Origin of the sequence: Brevibacterium sp. R8603A2, assembly GCF_023072605.1 — a bacterium.
GTDB classification, from domain to species: Bacteria; Actinomycetota; Actinomycetes; order Actinomycetales; family Brevibacteriaceae; genus Brevibacterium; species Brevibacterium pityocampae.
This window is the reverse complement of the sequence record NZ_JALLGN010000001.1, coordinates 102,404-125,644: the sequence shown is the minus strand read 5'-3', so window position 1 is coordinate 125,644 and position 23,241 is coordinate 102,404. Positions and strand designations below refer to the sequence as shown.

Below are 23,241 nucleotides of genomic sequence, written 5' to 3'. Positions count from 1 at the left end.
ACGCCCGGCCCACCCGCGCGATCCGACATGTTCGACGCGGAAACTCGGAGCGCTAACCCGTCGATGCGGGTGTTTCTGCTCCGGGCGGCTGAATTCAGTCGCATCGGGGCCGACCGGCCGGAGAAACGGGTGCAGTTTGCAGAAAGAGTCGCATCGGCGGGGGAGAAGCCGAGGTCAGTGCTCGGCCTCGTCCGGGCTCCGGATGTCCACAGGGGGCCCGGCGCGCACCTCGTCGCGCCCGCCGGACCATTCGGTGCGGATCGCTTCCGCCTCGACCTGGCCGACGAGGTGGGCGAAGGCGGGGATGATGAAGAGGATGCCGACGGCCGGCACGACGATGCCGGAGTCGTTGATCACCGTGCCCACCGCGAGGAGCACTGCGAGCGAGGCCATCGCGGCGCGCATCATCGGATACCGCCGGTACAGCTCGGGCAGATGCGGGACGGAGAAGCGGCGCGGGCTGAGGATCACCCAGAACACCCCGGCGATGATCACCGGCAGCAGCAGCGTCATCCAGCTCTGAGTGAGGATGTCGATGTTCATCCCGATCTTGCGCATGAGCACCGCGCCGGCCTCCCCGCTGAGGATCGAGTCGAAGAACCGGCCGAAGTGCGTGCGCTGCGCGGCCGGACGCAGCCAGTCGAGCACGAGCACGAGCAGCATGACGAGTCCGGCTGCCCCGGTGATGAGGAGCAGCCGCTTGATCGACAGGCGGACCCCGGCGGCGGCGAGCGCGAGGACTGCGAGGCCGATGATGAGCGTGGGCACGGAGCCGAACTTCGTCCCCAGACCGGGAGTGGCGAGCAGGATGCAGGCGGCGAGCGTCGTGACGAGCACCGTCGTCAGTCGCACCCAGCGATTGCCGATCGCCTGGCACACGACGCCGAGCAGGAACACGAGCGCGGTGCAGAACAGCGCGAGCGCGGAGTTGCCGATGCCGTAGAAGCGCGAGGCGATGAGCAGCGGCTCCCCGAGCAGCGTCGACATCTGCAGCGGCGAGCCGGCGATGACGTCGGCGGCGAGGACGAGCACGGTGGTGGCGGCGACGACGGTGATCGGGCCGAGCACGCGGTCCCGCCACGGTCCCAGCAGACCGAGCAGCGTGAGTGCGAGCGCCCAGCCGGCGAGTGCCGCGAGCATCGCGACGTCCGGGCTCGTCGAGCGCTCCCAGGGGACGAGATTGACGAGGTAGGTCGACACCGGTAGTGCGGCGAAGAACAGGCCCAGGCCGCGCAGCGGGCCGCGCACTCGGTCCATGTCCCGCCGGCCCACGAGCACCGCGACGACGAGGAGCACGGCGAGGATCGAGGCCATGACCGGGAAGAACCACACCGACAGTGCGGCCTGCGTGGCCACCGCGACCTGCCGGTCGAGCATCTGCTGGTACCGGGCGGGTGCCTCGGCGTCGGAGCCGGTCTCCTCGAGCGGGGCACCGGCGAAGTTGCGCTCCGGCACGGCCGGGGCGTGGCGGACCAGGGTGGGCAGGATGTCGGTGGTCTGCACGAGGCCGGGCTGCTGGGTCGAGGTCGAGGTGAGCACACCGGAGTCGTGGAAGGGGCCGACGACGGCGGAGAACTGCATCGCGCTCGACTCCGACCAGCCGTCGGAGATCGAGGCGACGATGAGCGTGGGAGCGCCGTCGGCGGGGCGGGCACCGGGCTCGGGAGTGTGGACGAGCGCCTCGCGCACCTCACCGATCTGCGCGTCGAGCGCGGTGAGCGAGTACCCCGGTTCGTGGGTGTTGCCGAGGTCGAGCACGGTGAGCGGGTGCTCCGCGGCGGATTCCCCGACCTGCGCGGCAAGGTCCTCGGACACCGGAGCGTAGGAATCGACCCGGCCGTCGGCGCCGGCGGCGGCGATCGCCGCGCCCGGGCCGATCGCGTGGACGTCCGCGATCGCCTCGTGCAGGGTGCCGAGCGGGGCGTCGTAGTTGTCCTGCTCGGCCTGGAGGCGGTAGACGGCCCAGTCGGGCACCCACGACTCGACGGGCTCGCCGGGGTCGCGGCAGATGCGGTGGGCCTCGTCGGCTGCGCGCCGCCCCGAGCCGATCGCCAGCCAGCCGTCGACCGGGCAGCTCGTCGAGCGGACGCTGCGCGGCGTCATCGTGCCGATCGCGCCGTCCTCGACGAGCGACCACAGGTGCGGGGTGAGGTACGGGTCGATCTGTTCGAAGGTCAGGCCGCTCACCCCGACGAACACCGTCGGTCCGGCGACGACCGGGGGGATCGCGTGCGCGGGCGTCCCACCGAGCGCGGACCCGGCCGATGCCGACCCCGGGACTCCGGCTGTCGAGGCAGCGGATCCCTGGGCCCCGGCTGCTGAGGCTGCGGCACCGATGGGCACCGAGGGGTCGGGAGACGCGGGCGCCGCGGCCCACGGCATCCCGGTGAGGAGCGCACCGGTGGCGAGGAGGACGAGGAGCAGCCGGCGGATCATGCACGTCCCCCCGAGGTGCCCTGCGAGCCGGAGCCCGAGGTGCCCCGCACGCCGGCTGCGCCGGCGGCACCCGCCGGCTCGCCGCCCGCATCTTCGGCACCCGCAGGCCCGGCGCCCGCCGCGTGACCGGCCTGACCGGCCTGACCGGCCTGACCGGCATCACCGGCCTGACCGGCATCACCGTCCTCCCGACCCCGACCCAGGCCCCGGCCCGGCACGGTGTCGGCGCACAGCGCGAGGAGCAGCGGGAGGAACATCATCGCGCCGGTGGCCGGGACCGCGATGCCCGAATCGGTGATCGCCCCGCCCACCGCGAGTCCGACGGCGACGGCCAGGAAGCCGGCGTGCAGCGTGGGGTCCGCGAGCACCACGGGAAGCCGCCCCGCCCAGGGCCGGGTGAGGCGGCGGGTGGGGGCGAACCGGGCGAGGTAGGCGAGGAAGAACAGGATCGCGACGACCGCGAGCGGCACGATGACCGCCAGCGCGGGGTTGATGACCATGATGTTGAGGTTCGCCGCGAGCTTCCGGCCGATCACCGTGAACAGCTGGCCGTCGAGAATCTGACCGAAGAAGGCGCCGAAGTGGGAGCGCGCCGCCGGGGGCCGCAGGTAGTCGAGGCCGGCGATGCCGAGGATCGCGGCGAGCGACACCGCGCCGATGAGGGCGAGGCGCCACAGGTTGAGGCGGATCCCGAGGAGCAGCGCGAGGAGGAGGAGGAAGCCGGCGAGCGTGGCGATCGTGCCGCCGAACTTCGCCCCCCACGCCGGATTGCCGAGCGTGGCGACCGAGGCGAGTCCGACGACCGCGACGAGCGCGATCGCCCAGCCGCGCCGGCCGCGTGCGAGCAGCCGGCGCGAGATGATCGCCAGGCCGAGGAACACCGCGACGATGAAGAGCGCCGCGCCCTGGTTGCCGAGCCCGTAGAAGCGTCCGGCGACGATCGGGTTGTAGCCCATGAGCGCGTTGAACTGGAGCGCGGAGCCGAGCGCGATGTCGACGGCGAGCACGACCGCGGTGGTGACGGACACCGCGGCGACCCGCCCGGCGAAGGTGCGCCGCCACGGGCCGGCGACGGCGACCACGAGGAGCGCGGCGGACCCGGCGAGCACCGCCAGGCCGAGCCCGGCGGCCGGTGATCCGAAGCGCGCCCAGGGGAGCAGCCCGGCGAGGAACGAGCCCATGGGGATCACCGCGAGGCCGAGTCCCACCCAGCCGAGGATCCGGTGCACGCGCGCGCTGCCCGCTCGGCCCAGGCGTTCGTGGAGGGTGACGAGGAGCAGCCCTCCGAGAGCGAAGAACAGGAGGTAGTGGAGGACGTCGAGGAGCACGGAGAAGGTCTGCGCGTGCTCGTGGACCGTGGCCGCCTCCGCCGCCGAGGCGCGCAGGGTGTCGAGGCGCTCGGCCGCTGATCCCTCGCCGGGTGCGACGCTCCAGGCGGCGTCGGCGGCCTCCGGCGGGGCCGCCTGACCGGCCACCCGGGTGAGGGCGGCCGAGGCGACGTCGCTGAGCTGGGCGGTGCCGGACTGGCGGGTCGAGGAGCTCGTGAGGATGCCGGCCTCGTAGCTCGGGCCGGCGGCGAGCAGCGCGCGCAGCCGGGAGGGGCTCGAGGTGTCGCCCACCCCGGTGATGACGACGTCGGTGGTCTCGAGGTCGATGTCCTCGAGGTACATGCCGATCCGCTGGTCGATGCGCGCGAGCTGGCTCGCCCCGTCGAGCGCGGTCTCCTGCGGGATCCAGCCGGGGTCACCGACCGCGCCGACGTCGATGAGCGTGAGCACGCAGCCCTCGAGCGGGGTGCCGCCGGGCCCCCAGCGCTCGACCGTGCCCTCCGGCCCGGCGACGGCGTACCCGGCGCCGCGGCCGATCGCCTGCGTGCACCCGCCGGAGTCGCGCACCTGGGCCGCGAGCGCGCCGAGGTCGGCGGTGTAGCCGGAGGCGGCGTTGACGGTGGCGATGCGGTCGAACTCCGGGATCACCGCGTCCTCGACGGGCGCCTCGGGCTCGGTGAGGGCGAGCGGGTCCGGGGAGCTGGAGTCCTCCGCCGCGGCGAGGGCGTCAGCGGCCACCGGGGTGCGGATCTCCGGGCAGGCGGCAGCCGGCCGGGGCGGGACGCGGACGTAGTTCGTCGGCTGGGTCTTCGCCTCGGGCGCCAGCGTGGGCTCGGGCTCATCGGGCTCGACGACGGGGTAGCCGGCCGGTCCGGGCGGCGGAGGGAGCGGCTCGGCCTCCTCGGCGGCCACATCGGGCAGGTCGACGGCACCCGCGCGGGCGCCGGAGCCCAGGGTGAGCCAGCCCGAGGCCGGGCAGGTCGCGGCGGCGAGGCTGCGGACGCTGAGGTTCGCCAGCGCGGCGTCCTCGGTGAAGGCCGCGAGATGCGGGGTCGCCTCGGGATCGATGTCGTCGAAGGTCAGGCCGGAGGCGCCGATGATGACGAGGGACTCCGCGGCGGGAGCAGTCGCGGCGCCGGGCCCCGGGGCACCGGAGGCGAGCGAGGCGCCCTCGCCCGGGCCCGCACCTGGTCTCGCGGCGGCGCCCGAGGCGTGGGCCGCCCCGGGAGAGCCGAGGAGCGCGGCGGCGGCGACGAGCAGCGCGAGCAGCGTCGCGAGCAGCGCCCGCCGGGGTCGGGTGCCGACGCTCCGGCGGGCACCGGGGGAGCTCCTCGGCAGTGTCCGCATCACCTGTCGATTCTACCGAGACCCACCTGAGCATTTGCGTGGACGCGGCTGGCCGAGGTAGATTTGTTTGTCGTTGCGTACGTCCTCTCACGCTCCCCTCAGAAGCCTCTATTCGCGTTGCAGGCAGGTGGGGTCGGGTCAGCCGTGGTCGGTCGTACCGAGCACCGAAGAGCGGTGCGCATCTCCCGTGATCACGGCCTTGTGGAGATGCGAACCTGCCGCTGCTATCCATAGACGAAAAGAAGGCTACTTTGCGTACGTACACCCCCAAGCCCGGCGATGTTCAGCGCCAGTGGCACGTCATCGACGCCACTGACGTCGTCCTCGGTCGGCTTGCCTCGCAGACTGCGAAGCTGCTGCGCGGCAAGCACAAGGTGACTTTTGCACCGAATGTCGACTCGGGTGATTTCGTGATCATCATCAACGCCGACAAGGTTGCGCTGACCGGCGCGAAGCTCGAGAAGAAGCGCGCCTGGCGCCACTCGGGCTACCCGGGCGGCATCAAGAGCATCAGCTACTCCGAGCTCCTGGCCAAGGATCCCGAGCGCGCGGTCGAGAAGGCCGTCGCCGGCATGGTCCCCAAGACCCGCCTCGGTCGTGCCCAGATGCGGAAGCTCAAGGTGTACGCGGGTGCCGAGCACCCGCACGCCTCGCAGAATCCGCAGCCGTACGAGATCAGCCAGGTCGCGCAGTAAGCGCCCCGGCAGCAACGAACTTACCGAGGAGAACCGTGGCTGATACCACCAATGATGTCGAACTGACCGAATATTCCACCGAGACCCCGGCTTCGGCCGGTCTGGGCGAAGCCGTGGCCGGTGGCCGGGGCCAGTCCCTGACCGCCCCCGGCGCCGCCGTGGGCCGTCGCAAGCAGGCCATCGCCCGCGTCCGCCTGGTGCCCGGCACCGGCGAGTGGCTGATCAACGGCCGCGACCTGGAGACCTACTTCCCGAACAAGCTGCACCAGCAGCTCGTCAACGAGCCCTTCCGCCTGCTCGACCTCGAGGGCCGCTTCGACGTCCACGTGCGCATCAAGGGCGGCGGACCTTCGGGTCAGGCCGGTGCCGTGCGCCTGGGCATCGCTCGGTCGCTCAACGAGATCGACCGCGACAACAACCGCGCCGAGCTCAAGAAGGCCGGCTTCCTCACCCGTGACGCCCGCGTCCCGGAGCGCAAGAAGGCCGGACTCAAGAAGGCCCGCAAGGCGCCGCAGTTCTCGAAGCGCTGATCGCACTTCCGGTGTCTGCGCCCAACACGGCCTGACCGCGCTCAAGCCCTCGGACCCCGCGTCCGAGGGCTTGAGTCGTATCCGGACCCGGTACCGGCAGCGATTCCCTCCGGCGTACGACCGGGCAGGTGCTCCACCGCCCGGCACCGCCCGGCACTGCCCGGACCGGCGCTCCCGAACCACCTGTATCCCGACCGACCACGAGGAACCCATGTCCCGTCTCTTCGGAACCGATGGTGTCCGCGGCCTCGCGAACACCGACATCACCGCCGCGCTCGCGCTCGACCTCGCCGAGGCCGGTGCGCGGGTGCTCGCCGGACCCGCCCGTGAGGGTGAGCCGCGGCCCTTCGCGATCGTCGGGCGCGACACCCGCGCCTCGGGCGAGTTCCTCGCCTCGGCCGTCGCCGCCGGCATCGCCGCCGCCGGGGTCGATGTGCTGCTCGTCGGCGAGCTGCCCACCCCGGGCGTGGCGCACGTGGTGAAGAACTCCGGAGCGGACTTCGGTGTCGTCCTCTCCGCCTCGCACAACCCGATGCCGGACAACGGCATCAAATTCTTCGCCCGCGGGGGCACCAAGCTCGACGACGCGCTCGAGGACCGGATCACCGAGCTGCTCGGCCAGGACTGGGACCGCCCGACCGGTGCCGCGGTGGGTCGGATCTCCTGCTTCCCCGCCGCCGTCGACGAATACGTCGAATACCTCGTCGACCGGCTCAACGGCGAGCGCGAGGCGCCCCTGTCCGGGCTCACCGTCGTCGTCGACTGCGCCCACGGCGCGGCGAGCGTCGTCGGCCCGGCCGCGCTGCGCCAGGGCGGGGCCGAGGTCATCGTCACCGCCGCCGAGCCCGACGGCTACAACATCAACGACGGGGTGGGCTCGACCCACATCGCCGGCCTCGCCGAGGCCGTGACCGAGCACAACGCCGACCTCGGCGTCGCCTTCGACGGCGACGCCGACCGCTGCCTCGCCGTCGATGCGCTCGGCCGGGTGGTCGACGGCGACCAGATCATGGGCATCCTCGCCCTCGGCCTCCACGAGGACGGCACGCTCGCCCGCGACACCCTCGTCACCACGGTGATGTCGAACCTCGGGCTGCGCCTGGCGATGGAGAAGGCCGGGATCGCCACCGTGCAGACGAAGGTCGGGGACCGCTACGTGCTGGAGAAGATGCTCGCCGAGGGCTTCAACCTGGGCGGCGAGCAGTCCGGGCACCTGCTCATGCTCGACCACGGCACCACCGGCGACGGCGTGCAGACCGCCCTGCACCTCATGGACCGGATGGCCCGCACCCGCCGCTCGCTCGCGGATCTCGCCGCGGAGATCCCGCGCCTGCCGCAGGTGCTCATCAACGTCAAGGGCGTCGACAAGACGAACACCGACCATCCGGTCGTCGCCGCCGAGGTGTCCGCCGTCGAATCCGAGCTCGGGCGCACCGGCCGGGTGCTGCTGCGGGCCTCGGGCACCGAACCGCTCATCCGCGTCATGGTCGAGGCCGAGACCGAGGAGACCGCTCAGGTCCAGGCCGAGCGGCTCGCCTCCGTCGTCCGCGACGAACTGGCACTCTGAGGGCGCATGATGACGAGGGACCCGGCAGGCGCGCCCGATCCCGGTGCGACCGGCGACGGCGCGTCCGCTCCCGGGATGCCGGGCGACGGGGCCGGGCGGACCGGCCGTCCGCTCGCCCGGCCGGCGCGCGTCGGCCGGATCGCAGGCGCCCTCACCGCCGTGGCGACCATGCTCGTCGCTGGACTCACGCTGCTCGTCGGACTCGCCGACGGCCTGCCGTTCGTGCTCGGCTGGTTCGCCGACGCCACGCTCCTCGTCCTCGTCATGGGCGGGATCGCGACGCTCGGGAACCTCCTCGTCGGGGCGCTCGCCTGGCGCTCGGAGACCTCCGCCGCGCAGCGTGACCGCAGGCCGGTGCGCACCTGGCCGCTCGTCGGCTTCGTCGCACTCACCATGCCGATCGTCGTCTACGTCGTCGCGGTGATCATCACCCAGCCGGTCTCGCTCGTCCTCCTCATCGGGCTGCTCCTCGTGTGCCTGCCCGCCGCGGCACTGCTGGCCGCCGTGGCCCGCCTGCTGCGCTGAGGCGCCGACCACCGGCGCGCGCCCGCCCGCGCAGGCGGCCGGGGCGGGACCACGCATCGGGTCACCGCGCGCCGCCGCTTTCGCAGCGTGACCGGCCGCATGCTCAGCTGCGGGCTCAGTCATGTGGCCGGCTCAGCCGTTGAGCATCCCCGACATCGTCTCCCGCATGCGCCGGCTCGCCGCGTTGAGCCCGACGACGGTGACCTCGGTCCCGCGCTCCTCGTACTTCGTCGTCACCGAGTCGAGGGCGGCGATCGTCGAGGCGTCCCACAGGTGCGAGCGGGTGAGATCGATGACGACGTGGGCGGGGTCCTCGGCGTAGTCGAACATCGTGTAGAGGTCGTTCGAGGAGGCGAAGAACAGCTCTCCCTCGACGGTGTACGTCGCCGTCGGGACCCCGTCGACCTCGGCGAGCTCCCGGTCGACGCGCACGAGGTGGGCCACCCGGTTGGCGAAGGCGATCATCGCGATGACCACGCCGAGCACCACCCCGATCGCGAGGTTGTGCGTCCACACGGTGGCGACGACGGTGACGAGCATGACCGCGGTCTCCGACTTGGGCATCCGGCGCAGGGTGCGCGGGTCGATCGAGTGCCAGTCGAAGGTCGCCCAGGACACGAAGACCATGATCGCGACGAGCGCGGCCATCGGAATGAGTGCGACGACGTCGCCGAGCACGACGACGAGGACGAGCAGGAAGACGCCGGCGCAGAACGTCGAGATCCGGGTGCGCGCACCGGAGGCGCGGACGTTGATCATCGTCTGCCCGATCATCGCGCAGCCGCCCATCCCGCCGAACAAGCCGGTGACGATGTTCGCCACGCCCTGGCTCCAGGACTCCCGGGTCTTGTCCGAGCGGGTGTCGGTGATGTCGTCGACGAGCTTCGCCGTCATGAGCGACTCCATGAGCCCGACGAGCGCCATCGCGAGCGCGTAGGGCGCGATGATCTGCAGGGTCTCGAGCGTGAGCGGCACCTCGGGGACGAACAGGGTCGGCAGCGAGTCGGGCAGCTCGCCCTTGTCGCCGACGTCCGGGACGTCCCAGCCGAAGGCGAGGACGAGCCCGGTGAGCACGACGATCGCGACGAGCGGTGCGGGCACGATCGAGGTGAGGCGCGGCAGGAGGAACACGATGGCGAGCGCGAGGGCGAACAGCGGGTAGACGAGCCAGGGGACGCCGATCAGCTCGGGCACCTGGGCGATGAAGATGAGGATCGCGAGCGCGTTGACGAAGCCGACCATGACCGAGCGCGGGATGAAGCGCATGAGGCGGGCGGCGCCGAGCACGGCGAGGAGGATCTGGAACACCCCGGCGAGCAGCACGCAGGCGATGAAGTAGTCCATCCCGTGCGAGGCGACGAGGGGCGCGATGACGAGTGCGACGGCGCCGGTGGCCGCGGAGATCATCGCCGGCCGGCCGCCGAGGATCGCGGTCGTCACCGCCATGGTGAAGGAGGCGAACAGGCCCACCCGCGGGTCGACCCCGGCGATGATCGAGAAGGCGATCGCCTCCGGGATGAGTGCGAGGGCGACGACGAGCCCTCCGAGCACCTCGGTCCGGAGCCAGGCCGGCCGGCGCAGGGTCGCGCGCACGCTCTGCCGCTCCTCCGGCGTGGACGCGGGGCGGGTCGGGGTGGCGGGCATGAGGCTCCTCGGGCACGGAAAGGGGTGAGCGGTGGGCCGCGGCGGGCAGGTGCCCGCGAGCGCGCTGTGCGCGGGCGGGACCCGGCGTCCACTCTATCCCCGCGCCCTCACCGCCCGGACACGGGATGCCGGGGCCGCGCCGGCACCCACCCGGGGCTCACTCCTGGGAGGCGAACTGGGTCTCGTAGAGCTCGGCGTAGCGTCCGCCGGCGGCGAGCAGCTGCTCGTGGGTGCCGCGCTCGGCGATCCGCCCGCCCTCGATGACGAGGATCTCGTCCGCGCTGCGGACGGTCGACAGCCGGTGGGCGATGACGAGCGCGGTGCGGCCCTCCATCGCCTCGGCGAGCGCCTGCTGGATCGCCGCCTCGTTCGTCGAGTCGAGCGCTGAGGTCGCCTCGTCGAGGACGACCACCGGGGGAGCGGCGAGGAGCAGCCGGGCGATGGTGAGGCGCTGGCGCTCGCCGCCGGACAGCCGGTAGCCGCGCTCGCCGATCACCGTGTCGATGCCGTCGGGGAGCTCGGCGATGACCTCCTCGAGTCGGGCACGCCGGATCGCGTCGGCGAGCTCGGACTCGGTGGCGTCGGCCCGGGCGAGGAGCAGGTTGTCGCGGATCGACTCGTGGAAGAGGTGCCCGTCCTGGGTCACCATGCCCACGGTCCGCTTGAGGGTGTCGAAGCTCAGGTCCCGCACATCGGTCCCGCCGATGAGCACCGCACCGCCGGTGACGTCGTAGAGGCGGGGCAGCAACGAGGCGATCGTCGACTTGCCGGCCCCGGAGCTGCCGACCAGCGCCACCGTGGACCCCGGTGACACGGTGAAGTCGATCCCGTGGAGCACCTCGGTGCCGGCCCGGTGGTCGAGCACGGACACGTCCTCGAGGCTGGCCAGCGACACCTCGGCGGCGGACGGGTAGGCGAAGCGGACGTCGCGGTAGGCGACGCTCACCGGGCCCGGCGCGAGCGGGGTGGGCTCCGCGGCCTCGGTGAGCAGTGGCCGGAGGTCGAGCACCTCGAACACCCGCTCGAAGCTCACGATCGCGCTCATGATGTCCATCCGCGCGTTGGCGAGCATGGTGAGCGGGGTGTAGAGGCGGGTCAGGAGCATCGCGAGCGTGACGACCTGGCCGGCGTTGAGGTTGCCGAGCACCGCCTGGATGCCGCCGAGGCCGTAGACGAGGGCGAGCGCGAGCGCGGAGACGAGGGTGAGTGCGGTGACGAAAGTCGTCTGGAGCATCGCGGTGCGCACCCCGATGTCGCGCACCCGGCCGGCGCGGTCGGCGAACTCGCGGGACTCGGTGTCCGGGCGGCCGAACAGCTTGACGAGGGTGGCCCCGCCGGCGGAGAACCGCTCCGTCATGCGCGTCGACATCGCGGCGTTGTGGTTCGCGGCCTCGTGCTGGAGGAGCGCGAGCTTCCCGCCGAGCATCCGGGCGGGGACGAGGAAGATCGGCAGGAGGAGGAGGGAGAGCAGGGTGACCTGCCAGGAGATCGTCACCATGACGCCGACGGTGAGGACGAGGGAGACGATGTTCGACACGACCCCGGAGAGCGTGTTGGAGAAGGCGCGCTGGGCGCCGATGACGTCGGTGTTGAGGCGGGACACGAGCGCGCCGGTGCGGGTCCGGTTGAAGAACGCGATCGGCAGGGTCTGCACGTGGTCGAACACCGCGGTGCGGAGGTCGAAGATCAGGCCCTCGCCCACCCGGGAGGACAGGTAGCGGTTGATGAGGCCGAGGCCGGCGTCGAGGATCGCCAGGCCGGCCATCGCGATCGCGATCCACATGATCACCGAGATCGGGCCGCCGCCGGTGATCGCGTTGACGACGTCGCCGGCGAGGATCGGGGTGATGACGCCGATGACGGAGACGAGGACGGACACGACGAGGAAGCCGATGAGCTTGGCGCGGTGCCGGGAGGCGAAGCCGAAGATCCGGCGCACGGTGGCCCGCGAGATCTTGCCGGAGCCCTTGGCCGAGGTGGAATGGGAGCCGATGGTGCGCCGCATGATCATGTGCGTCGAGGGCATGCTCATTGGAGCCTCCTGGGGTGCAGAGGGGAGTCGGTGGTGCCGGGGGTCGTGGTTCCGAGTGTCGTGGTTCCGGCACTGGGAGTACCGAGGCCGGGAATGCCGGTGCCGGAAGTGCTGGTCCCGCGGCTGCCGGCTCCGGACGTGCTGGTGCCGGGGCTGATGGCTCCGAAGGTGCTGGTGCCGGGGGTGTGGCGCGCGGCCCGCCGGGCGGCGCGACCCGTGGCGGGACGGCCGGCGTGCGAGGCTGGACTCGCGGCGGGCCGAGCACGACATCGGTATCAACCGGCGGCTCCGCGGATTTGTTCCCCGGGCTGTGCTCGACTGCACTGTGCTCGACTGCCCGGGCTGTGCTCGACTGCACTGTGCTCGATGGGTTGCGCTCGATGGATTTGCACTCGTCAGCACTGCACACCTCGGCACTGCATACCTCGGCACTGTGCGTGTCGGTGCTGTGCGTGTCGGTGCTGTGCACCGCGGCGGCAGGCGCTCCGGAACCGGGCACCAGAGAGGTGTCCGGCCGTCCACGCGCCGTCGTTCCGGTGCCGCATCAGTGCGGATACCGGCGGGTATCCGCACTGAGGTGACCCCGCAGTCAGAGAACCGCACTGGATCGCGCCCGGACCGGGCAGACCGCACTGGAGCGGCCTCGGAACCGGGCGGCAGTCGTCGGACGGGGTGCCGCGGCTCGCGTGCGGGGGTGCTCAGAGCTTGCGGAGGCGGATCCGGCGGATCTCGTGGTCGGCGGCCTTGTGCATGATGAGGTCGGCGCGGCCGCGGCTGGGCAGCACGTTCTCCCGGAGGTTCGGGGCGTTGATCGAGCCCCAGATCTCCCCGGCGAGGGTCCGCCCCTCCTCCTCGCTCAGCCGGCTGTAGCGGTGGAAGTACGAGTCGGGGTCCTGGAACGCGCCGTGCTTGAGCTTCATGAAGCGCGCGATGTACCAGTCGCGGATGTCCGAGGTCCGTGCGTCGACGTAGATCGAGAAGTCGAAGTAGTCGCTCACCGACATGCCCACCCGGCCGTCGGGGCGGGGGCGCGCCGGCTGCAGGACGTTGAGGCCCTCGACGATGAGGACGTCGGGGGAGCGCACGGTGATCTGCGCGCCGGGCACGATGTCGTAGGTGTGGTGGGAGTAGACCGGTGCCCGCACCTCGGGCGCCCCGGACTTCACCGCGGACAGGAAGCGGAGCAGCGCGCGACGGTCGTAGGACTCCGGGAAGCCCTTGCGGCCGCTGAGCCCGCGGCGCTCGAGCTCTGCGTTGGGGAACAGGAAGCCGTCGGTGGTGAGGAGCTCGACGCGCGGGGTGTCGGGCCAGCGGGCGAGCATCTCGCGCAGCACGCGCGCCGTCGTCGACTTGCCCACCGCCACGGAGCCGGCGACGCCGATGACGAAAGGCGTGCGCCGCGGTGCCGGGTCCCGGCCGTCGGCGCGGAGCGGGGCGAAGAACTCACGGGTCGCCTCGTGCTTCTGGCCTCGTGCGGAGACGTAGAGGTTGAGGAGGCGGGAGACCGGGAGGTAGATCGTGGCGACCTCGTCGAGGTCGATCGTCTCGCCGAGGCCGCGGAGCCGCTCGATGTCCTGCGCGGTGAGCGGCAGCGGCATGGTCTCCGCGAGCTTCGACCACGACTCCCGGTCGAACTCGCGGAACGGCGAGGCGAAGGATTCGAGGTCCGCGCGCGGGCGGGCGGTGTGGAGGCCCGCTAGCCGACGCGCCGGATCGAGGTCGGGGCTGTCGCCGCTGCGGGACCCGGCGGAGCGGTCGCTCGACTGCGCGGTGCGGTCCGGCTGCGCGGCACTGCCGAGCTGCACTGCAATGCCCGACTGCGAGGTGCGGTCCGGGTGACCGACGCCGTCGAGTCGGTCGCCGCTGTCCGGCCGGTCGGTGTCCGCGGAGCGCTCGCCTGTGTCGGCGGCGCGCGCGGACCCGGCGGAGTGGCTGTCAGGCGCGGATTCGGTCTCCTGGGACATTGTGCCATTGTGTCACGGGCCACTCCGGTCCTCGCCGACAGGCCCACCTGTCGAACTCCGCGGTGCAGGGAAGCCGGCCTGCTCACGCTCGCCGACCCTGAGCGTCTGCGCGTACTCGCCGGCGCGATCCTCGCCGAGATCGTGCCGGCCGAGCAGGACCTCGCCGCCACCTCGGCCCAGAACCCGGCCCAGGGGCACGCCGCCCCGGCCCCCGCCTTCCAGATCACCCCCCTCCACCGGTGTCCTCGTCGGGCAGGTCCGCGAACCCATCGCCTCCCAGCGGTTCATCGCCGGCGACCTCGACGCCGACCGCGGAGGTCGTGCTCGGCGAGGCCACTGGCTGGGGCATGCGGCTCGGCGACGACCGCGCCGCCGCCCTGTCCCAGGCCGTGCTCCGCGGCGGGGACCGGACCGCGGACATCATCGAGCTCGCGCGCCGCTGACGACGCGCAGTGAGCGCGCTCATGCTCGATTCGGCGATGACTCGGTAGAGTACTCCCCATGTGCGGAATCGTAGGTTTTGTCTCGTCGTCCACCCCTGAGACCGCAGGGCACGGCGCCCTCGACGTCGTCATGGCCGGACTCACCCGGCTCGAATACCGCGGATACGACTCCGCAGGCGTCGCCCTGGTGACTGCCGACCACGCGCTCGCGAGCGCCAAGAAGGCCGGCAAGCTCAGTGCCCTGCGCGATGAGCTCGAGGCGCACCCGCTGCCCGAGGCGATGACCGGCATCGGTCACACCCGCTGGGCCACCCACGGCGGGCCCACCGACGCCAACGCCCACCCGCACCTCGCCGACGGCGGGAAGCTTGCGCTCATCCACAACGGCATCATCGAGAACTTCGCGAGCCTCAAGGCCGCACTCAAGGATGAAGGCGTGGAGTTCGAGTCGGAGACCGACACCGAGGTCGCAGCCCACCAGCTCGCCAAGAACTACCGCGCCAGCGGCGACCTCGCCCAGGCGATGCGCGAGACCGCGAAGCAGCTCGAGGGCGCCTTCACGCTGCTCGCCGTGCACGCCGACCTGCCCGGCACCGTCGTCGCCGCGCGCCGCAACTCCCCGCTCGTCATCGGCCTGGGCGAGGGGGAGAACTTCCTCGGCTCCGACGTCGCCGCGTTCATCGACTACACCCGCAAGGCGCTCGAGATCGGCCAGGACGAGGTCGTCACCATCACCCCGGACTCCGTCCTCATCACCGACCTCGAGGGCAGCGAGGTCGCCGGCGAGCCCTTCGAGGTCGACTGGGACACCGCGGCGGCGGAGAAGGGCGGCTTCGACTCCTTCATGGACAAGGAGATCCACGACCAGCCGCAGGCCGTCCACGACACCCTGCTCGGCCGGATGGACGCCTCCGGCAAGCTCGTCCTCGACGAGATGCACGTCGACGAGACCGTCCTCAAGTCGATCGACAAGATCGTCGTCATCGCCTGCGGCACCGCCGCCTACGCCGGCCAGGTCGCGAAGTACGCGATCGAGCACTGGTGCCGGATCCCCACCGAGGTCGAGCTCGCCCACGAGTTCCGGTACCGGGACCCCGTCGTCACCGAGAAGACCCTCGTCGTCGCCGTCTCCCAGTCCGGGGAGACCATGGACACGATCATGGCCGTGCGCCACGCCCGCGAGCAGGGTGCGAAGGTCATCGCGATCTGCAACACCTTCGGCTCGACGATCCCGCGCGAGTCCGACGCCGCTCTCTACACCCACGCCGGCCCTGAGATCGCGGTGGCCTCGACCAAGGCGTTCCTGTCACAGGTCGTCGCCTGCTACCTGCTCGGTCTCTACCTCGCCCAGCTGCGCGGCAACAAGTTCGCCGACGAGGTCGAGGTCATCCTCTCCGAGCTCCAGCAGATCCCGGCGAAGATCAGCGCTCTCCTCGAGCGGAAGCAGCAGGTCCTCGACCTCGCCCGAAGTCAGCAGGACACGCAGTCGGTGCTGTTCCTCGGCCGTCACGTCGGCTATCCGGTGGCGATGGAGGGCGCGCTCAAGCTCAAGGAGCTCGCCTACATCCACGCCGAGGGGTTCGCCGCCGGCGAGCTCAAGCACGGACCGATCGCGCTCATCGACTCCGGTCAGCTCGTGTTCGTCGTGCTCCCGAGCCAGAAGGGTCGCGACTCGCTCCACGCCAAGGTCATCTCCAACATCCAGGAGGTCCGGGCGCGCGGGGCGAACACCGTCGTCATCGCAGAAGAGGGCGACGAGGTCGCCGCCGACTACGCCTCCGAGGTGATCTACGTGCCGCAGACCACCACGCTCCTCGCGCCGCTGCTCACCACGGTGCCGCTGCAGATCTTCGCGATGGAGCTCGCCACCGCCAAGGGCCTCGACGTCGACCAGCCGCGCAACCTCGCGAAGTCCGTCACCGTCGAGTGACCCGAACCGGGCCCGCAGCGGCCCGCCTGGGGGAGTGAGCAGCAGGGGAGTGAGCATGGGGATCATCGGGATCGGCCTCGACCTGGCCGACGTGCCGCGCTTCGCTGAGCACATCGAGCGGGTGCCCGAGCTCCTCGACCGCCTCCTCACGCCTGCAGAACAGCTGAAGAAGAACGGCAAGCGGCGCACCCCGGAGTCGCTCGCCGCACGCTTCTCCGCGAAGGAGGCGCTCGTCAAGGCCCTCCAGCTGCCGCAGATCATCCCCTGGCACGAGGCCGAGGTCGTCTCCGCCTTCTCCGGTGCGCCGAGCTTCCGGCTCTCCGGCTGGGTGCTCGAGCACTTCCGGTCCCTCGGCGGGGAGCGCGTCCACCTCTCCATCACCCATGACGGGGAGCGGACCATGACCTTCGTCGTCGTCGAGGGCTCCGGCCCCGCGCTCGCCCCGCCCCCGGATCAGCCCGCACCGCTGCTGCCGGGATCGCCCGAGGCGCTCGCCGAGCTCGCCGCGGCGCGGGAGAAGTCGCGGGCGAGCCGGGATGCCCGCCGTGCCCAGCGCGAGGCCGCCCGCCGGAAGCACGCGTAGCCGCGGCCCGGAGCACCGGCCGCAGGGCGCGTCCGCCCCACCGACTACCCTGGAGCCATGACCGATACCGCCGCTCCCACCTCCGAGACGACCTCCTCCGGATCGATCGCCGGAACCTCCCTGCCCACGCACGAGTCCGCGCAAGCGCTGCTCCCCGAGCTGCGGGATCTGCGCCGGGATCTGCACCGGTCCCCGGAGATCGGGCTCGAGCTGCCGCAGACGCAGCGCCGGGTCGAGGAGGCGCTCGCGGGCCTCGACGTCGAGATCACCCGCGGCGAGGGCCTGAGCTCGCTCACCGTGGTGCTGCGCGGCGGTCGCCGTGACGCGGGCGGCGCCTCGCCCGTGGCCGTGCTCCTGCGCGGCGACATGGACGCCCTGCCCGTCGAGGAGGCGACCGGCTTCGACTTCGCCGCGACGAACGGCGCCATGCACGCATGCGGCCACGACCTCCACACCACCGGTCTCGTCGGCGCGGTCCGGCTCCTCCACGACATCCGCGACTCCCTCGCCGGTGACGTCGTGTTCATGTTCCAGCCCGGCGAGGAGGGCTGGGACGGCGCCGGGATGATGCTCGACGAGGGTGTGCTCGACGCCGCCGGGGTCCCGGTCGTCGCCGCCTACGGTGTCCACGTGTCCGCGGATCAGGAGATCGGCCGGCTGTACTCGAAGCCGGGTTCCTACATGGCCGCGTTCAGCCTGATGGACGTCGTCCTCCGCGGCAAGGGCGGGCACGCCTCGCGCCCGCACACCACCTACGACCCGATCCAGACCGGGGCCGCGATCATCGGACAGCTCCAAGAGTACGTCTCCCGCCGCTTCGACGTGTTCGACCCGATCGTCGTCACCGTCGGCAAGTTCACCGGCGGGACCGCGGCGAACGTCGTCCCCGACACCGCCTCGCTCGCCGTCGGCGTGCGGACCTTCTCGGAGACGACCACCACCCGCGCCGCCGCCGAGCTGCCCGCCCTCGTCCGTGAGCTCGCCGCCTCCCACGGGCTGAGCGCCGAGGTCGAGTACGACACCGTGCTGCCGCCGACGATCAACGACGAGGCGGAGAACGCGTTCTACCGCGAGACCTTCGCCGAGCTCTTCGGCGCCGACCGCGTCACCCTCGTCGAGCACCCCAAGGCCGGCTCCGAGGACTTCTCCCGCGTCCTCATGGCCGTCCCCGGATCGTACGGACACCTGGGTGCGGCGATGCCCGGCACCGTGCCCGAGGAGCAGGACTCCAACCACTCCCCGCGCGCCCGCCACAGCGAGGACGCGCTCGCCGACCACGCACTGTTCCTCGCCCGCCTCGCCGCCGCCCGGCTGGAGAGAGCCGCCGGAGACGACACCGCGCGGGACGGAGCTTCACTGGAGGGTGCTGCCCGGGACGGAGCTGCCGAGGTGCGGGGATGAGACTCGGCTATCCCGCAGCGGCGATCCGCGCCGCCGAGGCCCCGCTGCTCGACGCCGGCCGCGGACCGGTGCTCATGCGCACCGCCGCCGCCGGCCTCGCCGCGGTCTGCCGCCGCGATCTGATCGAGGCGCGCGGGTGCGTCACCGGCGCCCGCGTCGTCGTCCTCGCCGGAGCCGGCAACAACGGGGGAGACGCGCTGTTCGCCGGCGCGGACCTCAGCCGCCGCGGCGCCCGCGTCACCGTCGTCGACGTCCTCGGGCGCCTCCACCCCGAGGGAGCGGCCGCACTGCGTGCGGCAGGAGGCGACATCGAACCGCTCGGCGCCGAATCCGCGCCCCTGACCGCGCGGGCCGAGCTCGTCATCGACGGGATCCTCGGCACCGGTGCCTCGGGATCGCTGCGCGCACCGCTCGACACGTTCATCGCCGACTGGCAGGCTGCGGCCTCCGGCACCGGGAGCGCCCGGCGGCAGCGTGTCATCGCCGTCGACGTCCCCACCGGGGTCGACGCCACCACCGGAGCGGTCGGCGCCGTCCACGTGCGCGCCGATCGCACGGTGACCTTCGGCGGGCACAAGGCCGGACTGCTGCTGCCCGGCGGCGCCGACGCCGCGGGAGAGCTCGCCCTCGTCGACATCGGACTCGACCTCGCCCCGTTCCGTCCCACCGTCGAGGCGCCCGAGCCCGCCGACCTCGCCGTCGGCTGGCCGTTCCCGCAGCCGGACATGCACAAGTACACCCGCGGCGTCCTCGGCCTCGTCGCCGGATCCCACCGCTACCCCGGCGCAGGGCTGCTCACCACCGCTGCGGCCGTGTCCACCGGGCTCGGCATGCTCCGCCTGCTCGCCCCCGACGAGGTCACCGCGGCCGTGCTCGACCGCTGCCCCGAGGTCGTCACCGAACCGGGGCGGGTCCAGGCGTGGGCCGTCGGCCCCGGCGCCCCCGACACCCTCCTCATGCGCCGCGCCATCATCGAGGCGGAGAACCGGTCCCTGCCCCTCGTCATCGACGCCGGCGGCCTCGGACTCCTCACCCGCCCGCTCGAGACCACGTGCATCGTGACGCCGCACGCCGGCGAGCTCGTCGACCTCCTCGGCCGCCTCACCACCGGCGTGCCCACCCGCGCGGAGGTCGAAGCGGATCCGGTGACCCACGCCGTGAGGGCCGCGCAGGCGTTCGAAGGCGTCATCGCCCTCAAGGGGCGGCGCACGATCGTCGCCCGGCCCGACGGCAGCGTCGTCGCCCCGCCGCCGGGACCGGCGGCGCTCGCCACGGCCGGATCCGGCGACGTGCTCACCGGGATCCTCGGTGCGCTGCTCGCCACCACCGCGGAACACCGCACTGCCGAGTACCGCGGTCCGTGCGACCAGACGGCGGACAGGAGCGGCCCGGCCACCGACATCGCGATCCTCGCCGGGCTCGCAGTCACCGTGCACGGGCTCGCCGGCCACCGGACCACGCACGCATCAGGGCTCCCGGCGGCCGTGGAGGACATCGTGCTCGGTCTCATGACCGGAAGCGCCGGCGCGGGAGCCGAGCAGATCGACGGCCGGAGGGGCGAATGACCGCACCCGATGCAGCACGGCCGCCGGCCGGACCGCCGGTGGTCTCCTTCCCGGGGACCGTGGTGCAGGCGCGGATCGACACCGGAGCCATCACCCACAACGCGGCGACGATCGCGGCCCGGGTCGCCCCGGCGACCCTGCTCAGCGTCGTCAAGGCCGACGCCTACGGCCACGGCCTCGCCGCAGTCGTCGACGCCTGCCGCGCCGCCGGCGTCGCCGACTTCGGTGTGGCCACGGTGCCCGAGGCGCTTCAGCTCGCCGCCCTGCTCGGTGAGGATCCCGCGGTGCGCCGCGAGCGGATCCTGTGCTGGCTCTACGACGACCGCACGGACCTCACCGCCTGCGCGCGGGCGGGCATCGAGCTTGGGGTGTCGACCGCCGGCGCGCTGCGCCAGGTGATCCGCGCCGCAGAGGCCTCCGGACGCACTGTGCGGGTGCATCTCAAGATCGACACCGGACTGGGCCGCAACGGCTTCACCCCCGAGGCATTCACCGCGTTCCTGCCCGAGCTCGCGGAGGCCGCAGCACACGCCGCGGGCCCGGTCGAGGTCGTCGGCATCATGACCCACCTCGCGAACGCCGACGTCGTGGGTGACCCGGAGACCGGGAACCAGCTCGCGGTCCTCGACCGGGCGCGTGAGCAGCTCGTCTCCGTGCTCGAGTCCGCCGGCGGAGCGCTCGGCGACCCTGCCGCCCTGCTCGTCCACGCCGCGAACTCCCCGGCGGCGCTCTCGCTCGACCCCGTGCCGGGCGGGCTCGCCCGCGTCGGCCTGAGCACCTACGGCCTCAGCCCCTTCGAGGGACGGACCGCCGCCGAGCTCGGCCTCCGGCCGGCGTTGACCCTCGTCTCCCGCGTGCTCGCCGTCAAGGACGTGCCTGCCGGGCACGGCGCGAGCTACGGCCTCACCTACACGTGCGCCGAACCCACCCGGTTCGCCCTCGTCGCCGGCGGCTACGCCGACGGGATCCCGCGCGCGGCCTCGAACCGCGCGCAGGTGTCGATCCGCGGCCGCCGGTACCCCGTGGTCGGGCGGGTCGCGATGGACCAGATGATCCTCGACATCGGACCGGGGTCCGTCGAGATCGGCGACGAGGTCGTCATCATCGGCGACGGCACCACGGGTCCCGGCGCCGAGGAGTGGGCCTCCTGGGCCGACACCGTGAACTACGAGATCGTCACCCGGATCGGCCCGCGCGTCGAGCGGGTCGTCATCGGCGCCGGGCGGAACGCCACGCCGGCGGTGCGGCAGAGCGGGCCCCGGCATCCGCGGCCGAGTGTGTCGACGACCGGTCCCGGGGACGAGGGCAACGTCGATGAGGGTTGAGCTGCGCATCGCCGGCCTGGAGGAGATCGACGCCTTCGCCGCGCGCCTCGCCGCCGTCCTCCGTCCGGGTGACGTCATCATCCTCACCGGTGACCTCGGCGCCGGGAAGACGACCTTCACCCAGTTCCTCGCCGGGCATCTCGGCGTCCGTGGCCGGGTGTCCTCGCCGACCTTCGTCATCGCCCGCGAGCACGCCCCGGCCGGCGCGGGGCCGGGCCTCGTCCACGTCGACGCCTACCGCCTCGACGACTCCGCCGAGTTCGCCGACCTCGACCTCGGCGCCGACCTCGCGGAATCGGTCACCGTCATCGAATGGGGCCACGGGATCGCCGAGGAGCTCTCCGCCGAACGCCTCGAGATCACCCTCGTGCGCGCCTTCGAGGAGGACGGATCCGGCACTGCCGGGCCCGACTCCACGGATACTGGTCCCGGTGATCCCGCTGCCGGTGCGCCTATCGCACCCGAGCCGCTCGAACTCGACCTCGCCGAGGAGGACGAGAGCCGGCTGCTCGTCCTCGAATCCACCGGCCCCGGCTGGGACGCCCGCCTGGCCCTCGTCGCCGAGCAGCACGGGGAACCCGACCCCGGAACGGAGACCCGATGATCATCCTCGCGCTCGATACCTCGGCCGCGGCGAGCGCCGCGCTCGTCGACGCGGACACCGAGGAGGTGCTCGCCGAGTGGACCGAGTTCTCCGCCCGGAAGCACGCCGAGCTCCTCGGGCCTGCGATCCGCACCCTCCTCGAACGCCGGCCGGCCCCGGGCCGGGTGGTCGTCGGCGTGGGGCCCGGTCCCTTCACCGGTCTGCGCGCCGGGATCGCCACCGGGATCGGGTTCGCACTCGGCGCGGGCATCCCCGTCGACGGCCTGCCGAGCCACGACGCTCTCGCACTGCGCGCCCTCCGCACCCATGCGCCGGTCTCCCCGGTCGGCCCGGCGCCGCAGCTGCGCGTCGCCACCGACGCGCGCCGCAAGGAGGTCTACTGGACCGAGTACGCAGGACTCGACGCCGCAGGCGTGCCCGAGGTGCTCGCCGGTCCCGCCGTCAGCCTCCCTGCGGATCTGCGCGTCGTGCAGGATCAGAACACTGTGCCGGACCGCACGATGCTCCGGTACGGGCGTGGGTTCCTCCTCTTCCCGGAGGAGCTCGGCGATCCCACGAGCACCGCACCGGCCGACCTCGAACCGACCGCCGGCGACCTCGGGATCGTCGCCGCCCGGATGATCGCCGCCGGACGTCCGCTGCTCCCGCCGGTCCCGCTGTACCTCCGCGAACCCGACGCCCAGCCATCCGCACGGCGCACGACGAGCCTCCGGTGATGCCGGAGTCCGGCGCCGCGGCGGGAAGCGGCGCTCACCGGATCCGGCGGCTGCGCTGGTTCGACATCCCCGCCGTCGCCGCCCTCGACGCGGAGATCTTCGGCCCCGATGCCTGGTCGACCGAGTACTACTGGGCGGCGGTGGCGACGCCCGGCCAGTCGTTCGTGGTCATCGAGGCATCCGCCGGAGCCGCCGGCGGAGATGCGCCGGGATCCGATGCCACGCAGCGTCAGGCAGGCCCCGTGCCGGCGTCCTGGGACCCGGGTGCGATCCTCGGCTTCGCCGGGCTCGGCATCTCCGGGCCGCAGGCCGATGTCCTCACCCTCGCCGCCCACCCGGCAGCCCGTGGCCGGGGGATCGGACGCGCCCTGCTCACCCACCTCCTGGACGCCGCCCGGGAAGCCGGATGCGAGGTCATCCACCTCGACGTCCGCAGCGACAACACCGCAGCCCACGGCCTCTATACCGCGCACGGCTTCACCGAGCTCGACCGCCGCCCGGGCTATTACACCGGCGCCGACGCCGTCGTCATGCGCGCCTTCCTCTGACCCTGGGCACCCGGAGCGATCTCGAGAGGTCTGACGTCCATGGTCCGGAACGACCCCG

18 protein-coding genes are annotated in these 23,241 nt (G+C 72.6%); 13 read left to right on the top strand and 5 right to left on the bottom strand.

Going from position 1 to position 23,241, the window contains the following annotated elements:
- Window positions 1–174 precede the first annotated feature (174 nt).
- Window positions 175–2,436 carry a hypothetical protein gene (locus tag MTQ12_RS00545; RefSeq protein WP_247423090.1) on the bottom strand — a complete coding sequence of 754 codons (2,262 nt, stop codon included), beginning with the start codon at window positions 2,434–2,436 and terminating at the stop codon, window positions 175–177.
- Window positions 2,433–5,111, bottom strand: a complete 2,679-nt coding sequence (locus MTQ12_RS00540) for a hypothetical protein (RefSeq protein ID WP_247423088.1) — start codon at window positions 5,109–5,111, stop codon at window positions 2,433–2,435. The genes MTQ12_RS00545 and MTQ12_RS00540 overlap by 4 nt, the downstream gene beginning before the upstream one ends.
- Window positions 5,112–5,362: 251 nt before the next feature.
- On the opposite strand from MTQ12_RS00540, the gene rplM reads away from it, so the two are divergent.
- From rplM to MTQ12_RS00520, 4 genes are all read left to right on the top strand, one after another.
- A complete protein-coding gene (rplM, locus tag MTQ12_RS00535) occupies window positions 5,363–5,806 on the top strand; it encodes a 50S ribosomal protein L13 (RefSeq protein WP_137319025.1) in 444 nt (147 codons plus the stop codon).
- A 35-nt stretch (window positions 5,807–5,841) separates the two neighbouring features.
- On the top strand, window positions 5,842–6,336 hold the full coding sequence (gene rpsI, locus MTQ12_RS00530; RefSeq protein WP_137319026.1) for a 30S ribosomal protein S9: 495 nt from the start codon (window positions 5,842–5,844) through the stop codon (window positions 6,334–6,336).
- Window positions 6,337–6,547: 211 nt separating this feature from the next.
- Window positions 6,548–7,903, top strand: a complete 1,356-nt coding sequence (gene glmM, locus MTQ12_RS00525) for a phosphoglucosamine mutase (protein ID WP_247423086.1) — start codon at window positions 6,548–6,550, stop codon at window positions 7,901–7,903.
- Between the two features lie 6 nt (window positions 7,904–7,909).
- The gene (locus MTQ12_RS00520) at window positions 7,910–8,428 is read left to right on the top strand and encodes a hypothetical protein (protein WP_247423084.1); all 519 of its coding nucleotides are present in this window, start codon (window positions 7,910–7,912) and stop codon (window positions 8,426–8,428) included.
- Window positions 8,429–8,560: 132 nt separating this feature from the next.
- Here MTQ12_RS00520 and MTQ12_RS00515 read toward each other — a convergent pair whose 3' ends face one another.
- The 3 genes from MTQ12_RS00515 to coaA form a co-directional block, all read right to left on the bottom strand.
- Window positions 8,561–10,072, bottom strand: coding sequence for a SulP family inorganic anion transporter (locus tag MTQ12_RS00515; RefSeq protein ID WP_247423082.1), 1,512 nt, complete (start codon window positions 10,070–10,072; stop codon window positions 8,561–8,563).
- A 157-nt stretch (window positions 10,073–10,229) separates the two neighbouring features.
- Window positions 10,230–12,104, bottom strand: a complete 1,875-nt coding sequence (locus MTQ12_RS00510; RefSeq protein WP_247423080.1) for an ABC transporter ATP-binding protein — start codon at window positions 12,102–12,104, stop codon at window positions 10,230–10,232.
- Window positions 12,105–12,802: 698 nt separating this feature from the next.
- Window positions 12,803–14,068 (bottom strand): type I pantothenate kinase, encoded by a 1,266-nt coding sequence (gene coaA / locus MTQ12_RS00505; protein ID WP_247423078.1) that lies wholly within the window; start codon window positions 14,066–14,068, stop codon window positions 12,803–12,805.
- Between the two features lie 320 nt (window positions 14,069–14,388).
- Here coaA and MTQ12_RS14915 point away from each other — a divergent pair, with 320 nt between their 5' ends.
- From MTQ12_RS14915 to MTQ12_RS00465, 9 genes are read left to right on the top strand one after another with little or no spacing between them, the layout of a single operon-like run.
- Window positions 14,389–14,511: a hypothetical protein gene (locus MTQ12_RS14915; RefSeq protein WP_282599068.1), complete on the top strand. Its 123-nt coding sequence runs from the start codon at window positions 14,389–14,391 to the stop codon at window positions 14,509–14,511.
- Window positions 14,512–14,569: 58 nt separating this feature from the next.
- Window positions 14,570–16,441 (top strand): glutamine--fructose-6-phosphate transaminase (isomerizing), encoded by a 1,872-nt coding sequence (gene glmS / locus MTQ12_RS00500; RefSeq protein ID WP_247423076.1) that lies wholly within the window; start codon window positions 14,570–14,572, stop codon window positions 16,439–16,441.
- 55 nt (window positions 16,442–16,496) lie between these two features.
- Window positions 16,497–17,024: a holo-ACP synthase gene (locus tag MTQ12_RS00495; protein ID WP_247423074.1), complete on the top strand. Its 528-nt coding sequence runs from the start codon at window positions 16,497–16,499 to the stop codon at window positions 17,022–17,024.
- Between the two features lie 57 nt (window positions 17,025–17,081).
- A complete protein-coding gene (locus MTQ12_RS00490) occupies window positions 17,082–18,425 on the top strand; it encodes a M20 family metallopeptidase (protein WP_247423072.1) in 1,344 nt (447 codons plus the stop codon).
- Window positions 18,422–19,990 (top strand): NAD(P)H-hydrate dehydratase, encoded by a 1,569-nt coding sequence (locus MTQ12_RS00485; RefSeq protein WP_247423070.1) that lies wholly within the window; start codon window positions 18,422–18,424, stop codon window positions 19,988–19,990. Before MTQ12_RS00490 ends, MTQ12_RS00485 begins: the two co-directional genes overlap by 4 nt.
- Window positions 19,987–21,315 carry an alanine racemase gene (gene alr, locus MTQ12_RS00480; protein ID WP_247423068.1) on the top strand — a complete coding sequence of 443 codons (1,329 nt, stop codon included), beginning with the start codon at window positions 19,987–19,989 and terminating at the stop codon, window positions 21,313–21,315. Before MTQ12_RS00485 ends, alr begins: the two co-directional genes overlap by 4 nt.
- Window positions 21,305–21,919: a tRNA (adenosine(37)-N6)-threonylcarbamoyltransferase complex ATPase subunit type 1 TsaE gene (gene tsaE, locus MTQ12_RS00475; RefSeq protein ID WP_247423066.1), complete on the top strand. Its 615-nt coding sequence runs from the start codon at window positions 21,305–21,307 to the stop codon at window positions 21,917–21,919. The genes alr and tsaE overlap by 11 nt, the downstream gene beginning before the upstream one ends.
- Window positions 21,916–22,635 carry a tRNA (adenosine(37)-N6)-threonylcarbamoyltransferase complex dimerization subunit type 1 TsaB gene (gene tsaB, locus MTQ12_RS00470; protein ID WP_247423064.1) on the top strand — a complete coding sequence of 240 codons (720 nt, stop codon included), beginning with the start codon at window positions 21,916–21,918 and terminating at the stop codon, window positions 22,633–22,635. The genes tsaE and tsaB overlap by 4 nt, the downstream gene beginning before the upstream one ends.
- Window positions 22,635–23,183 carry a GNAT family N-acetyltransferase gene (locus tag MTQ12_RS00465; protein ID WP_247423062.1) on the top strand — a complete coding sequence of 183 codons (549 nt, stop codon included), beginning with the start codon at window positions 22,635–22,637 and terminating at the stop codon, window positions 23,181–23,183. Before tsaB ends, MTQ12_RS00465 begins: the two co-directional genes overlap by 1 nt.
- Window positions 23,184–23,241: the final 58 nt, after the last annotated feature.

Excerpts from the sequence above, each read along its gene's own strand:
- MTQ12_RS00490 (WP_247423072.1), top strand. The coding sequence starts at position 17,082 with ATGACCGATACCGCCGCTCCCACCTCCGAGACGACCTCCTCCGGATCG.
- MTQ12_RS00495 (WP_247423074.1), top strand. The coding sequence starts at position 16,497 with ATGGGGATCATCGGGATCGGCCTCGACCTGGCCGACGTGCCGCGCTTC.
- tsaB (WP_247423064.1), top strand. The coding sequence starts at position 21,916 with ATGATCATCCTCGCGCTCGATACCTCGGCCGCGGCGAGCGCCGCGCTC.
- glmS (WP_247423076.1), top strand. The coding sequence starts at position 14,570 with ATGTGCGGAATCGTAGGTTTTGTCTCGTCGTCCACCCCTGAGACCGCA.
- coaA (WP_247423078.1), bottom strand. The coding sequence starts at position 14,068 with ATGTCCCAGGAGACCGAATCCGCGCCTGACAGCCACTCCGCCGGGTCC.
- MTQ12_RS00545 (WP_247423090.1), bottom strand. The coding sequence starts at position 2,436 with ATGATCCGCCGGCTGCTCCTCGTCCTCCTCGCCACCGGTGCGCTCCTC.
- alr (WP_247423068.1), top strand. The coding sequence starts at position 19,987 with ATGACCGCACCCGATGCAGCACGGCCGCCGGCCGGACCGCCGGTGGTC.
- tsaE (WP_247423066.1), top strand. The coding sequence starts at position 21,305 with ATGAGGGTTGAGCTGCGCATCGCCGGCCTGGAGGAGATCGACGCCTTC.
- MTQ12_RS00515 (WP_247423082.1), bottom strand. The coding sequence starts at position 10,072 with ATGCCCGCCACCCCGACCCGCCCCGCGTCCACGCCGGAGGAGCGGCAG.
- MTQ12_RS00465 (WP_247423062.1), top strand. The coding sequence starts at position 22,635 with ATGCCGGAGTCCGGCGCCGCGGCGGGAAGCGGCGCTCACCGGATCCGG.
- MTQ12_RS00510 (WP_247423080.1), bottom strand. The coding sequence starts at position 12,104 with ATGAGCATGCCCTCGACGCACATGATCATGCGGCGCACCATCGGCTCC.
- MTQ12_RS00520 (WP_247423084.1), top strand. The coding sequence starts at position 7,910 with ATGATGACGAGGGACCCGGCAGGCGCGCCCGATCCCGGTGCGACCGGC.
- MTQ12_RS00485 (WP_247423070.1), top strand. The coding sequence starts at position 18,422 with ATGAGACTCGGCTATCCCGCAGCGGCGATCCGCGCCGCCGAGGCCCCG.
- glmM (WP_247423086.1), top strand. The coding sequence starts at position 6,548 with ATGTCCCGTCTCTTCGGAACCGATGGTGTCCGCGGCCTCGCGAACACC.
- MTQ12_RS00540 (WP_247423088.1), bottom strand. The coding sequence starts at position 5,111 with ATGCGGACACTGCCGAGGAGCTCCCCCGGTGCCCGCCGGAGCGTCGGC.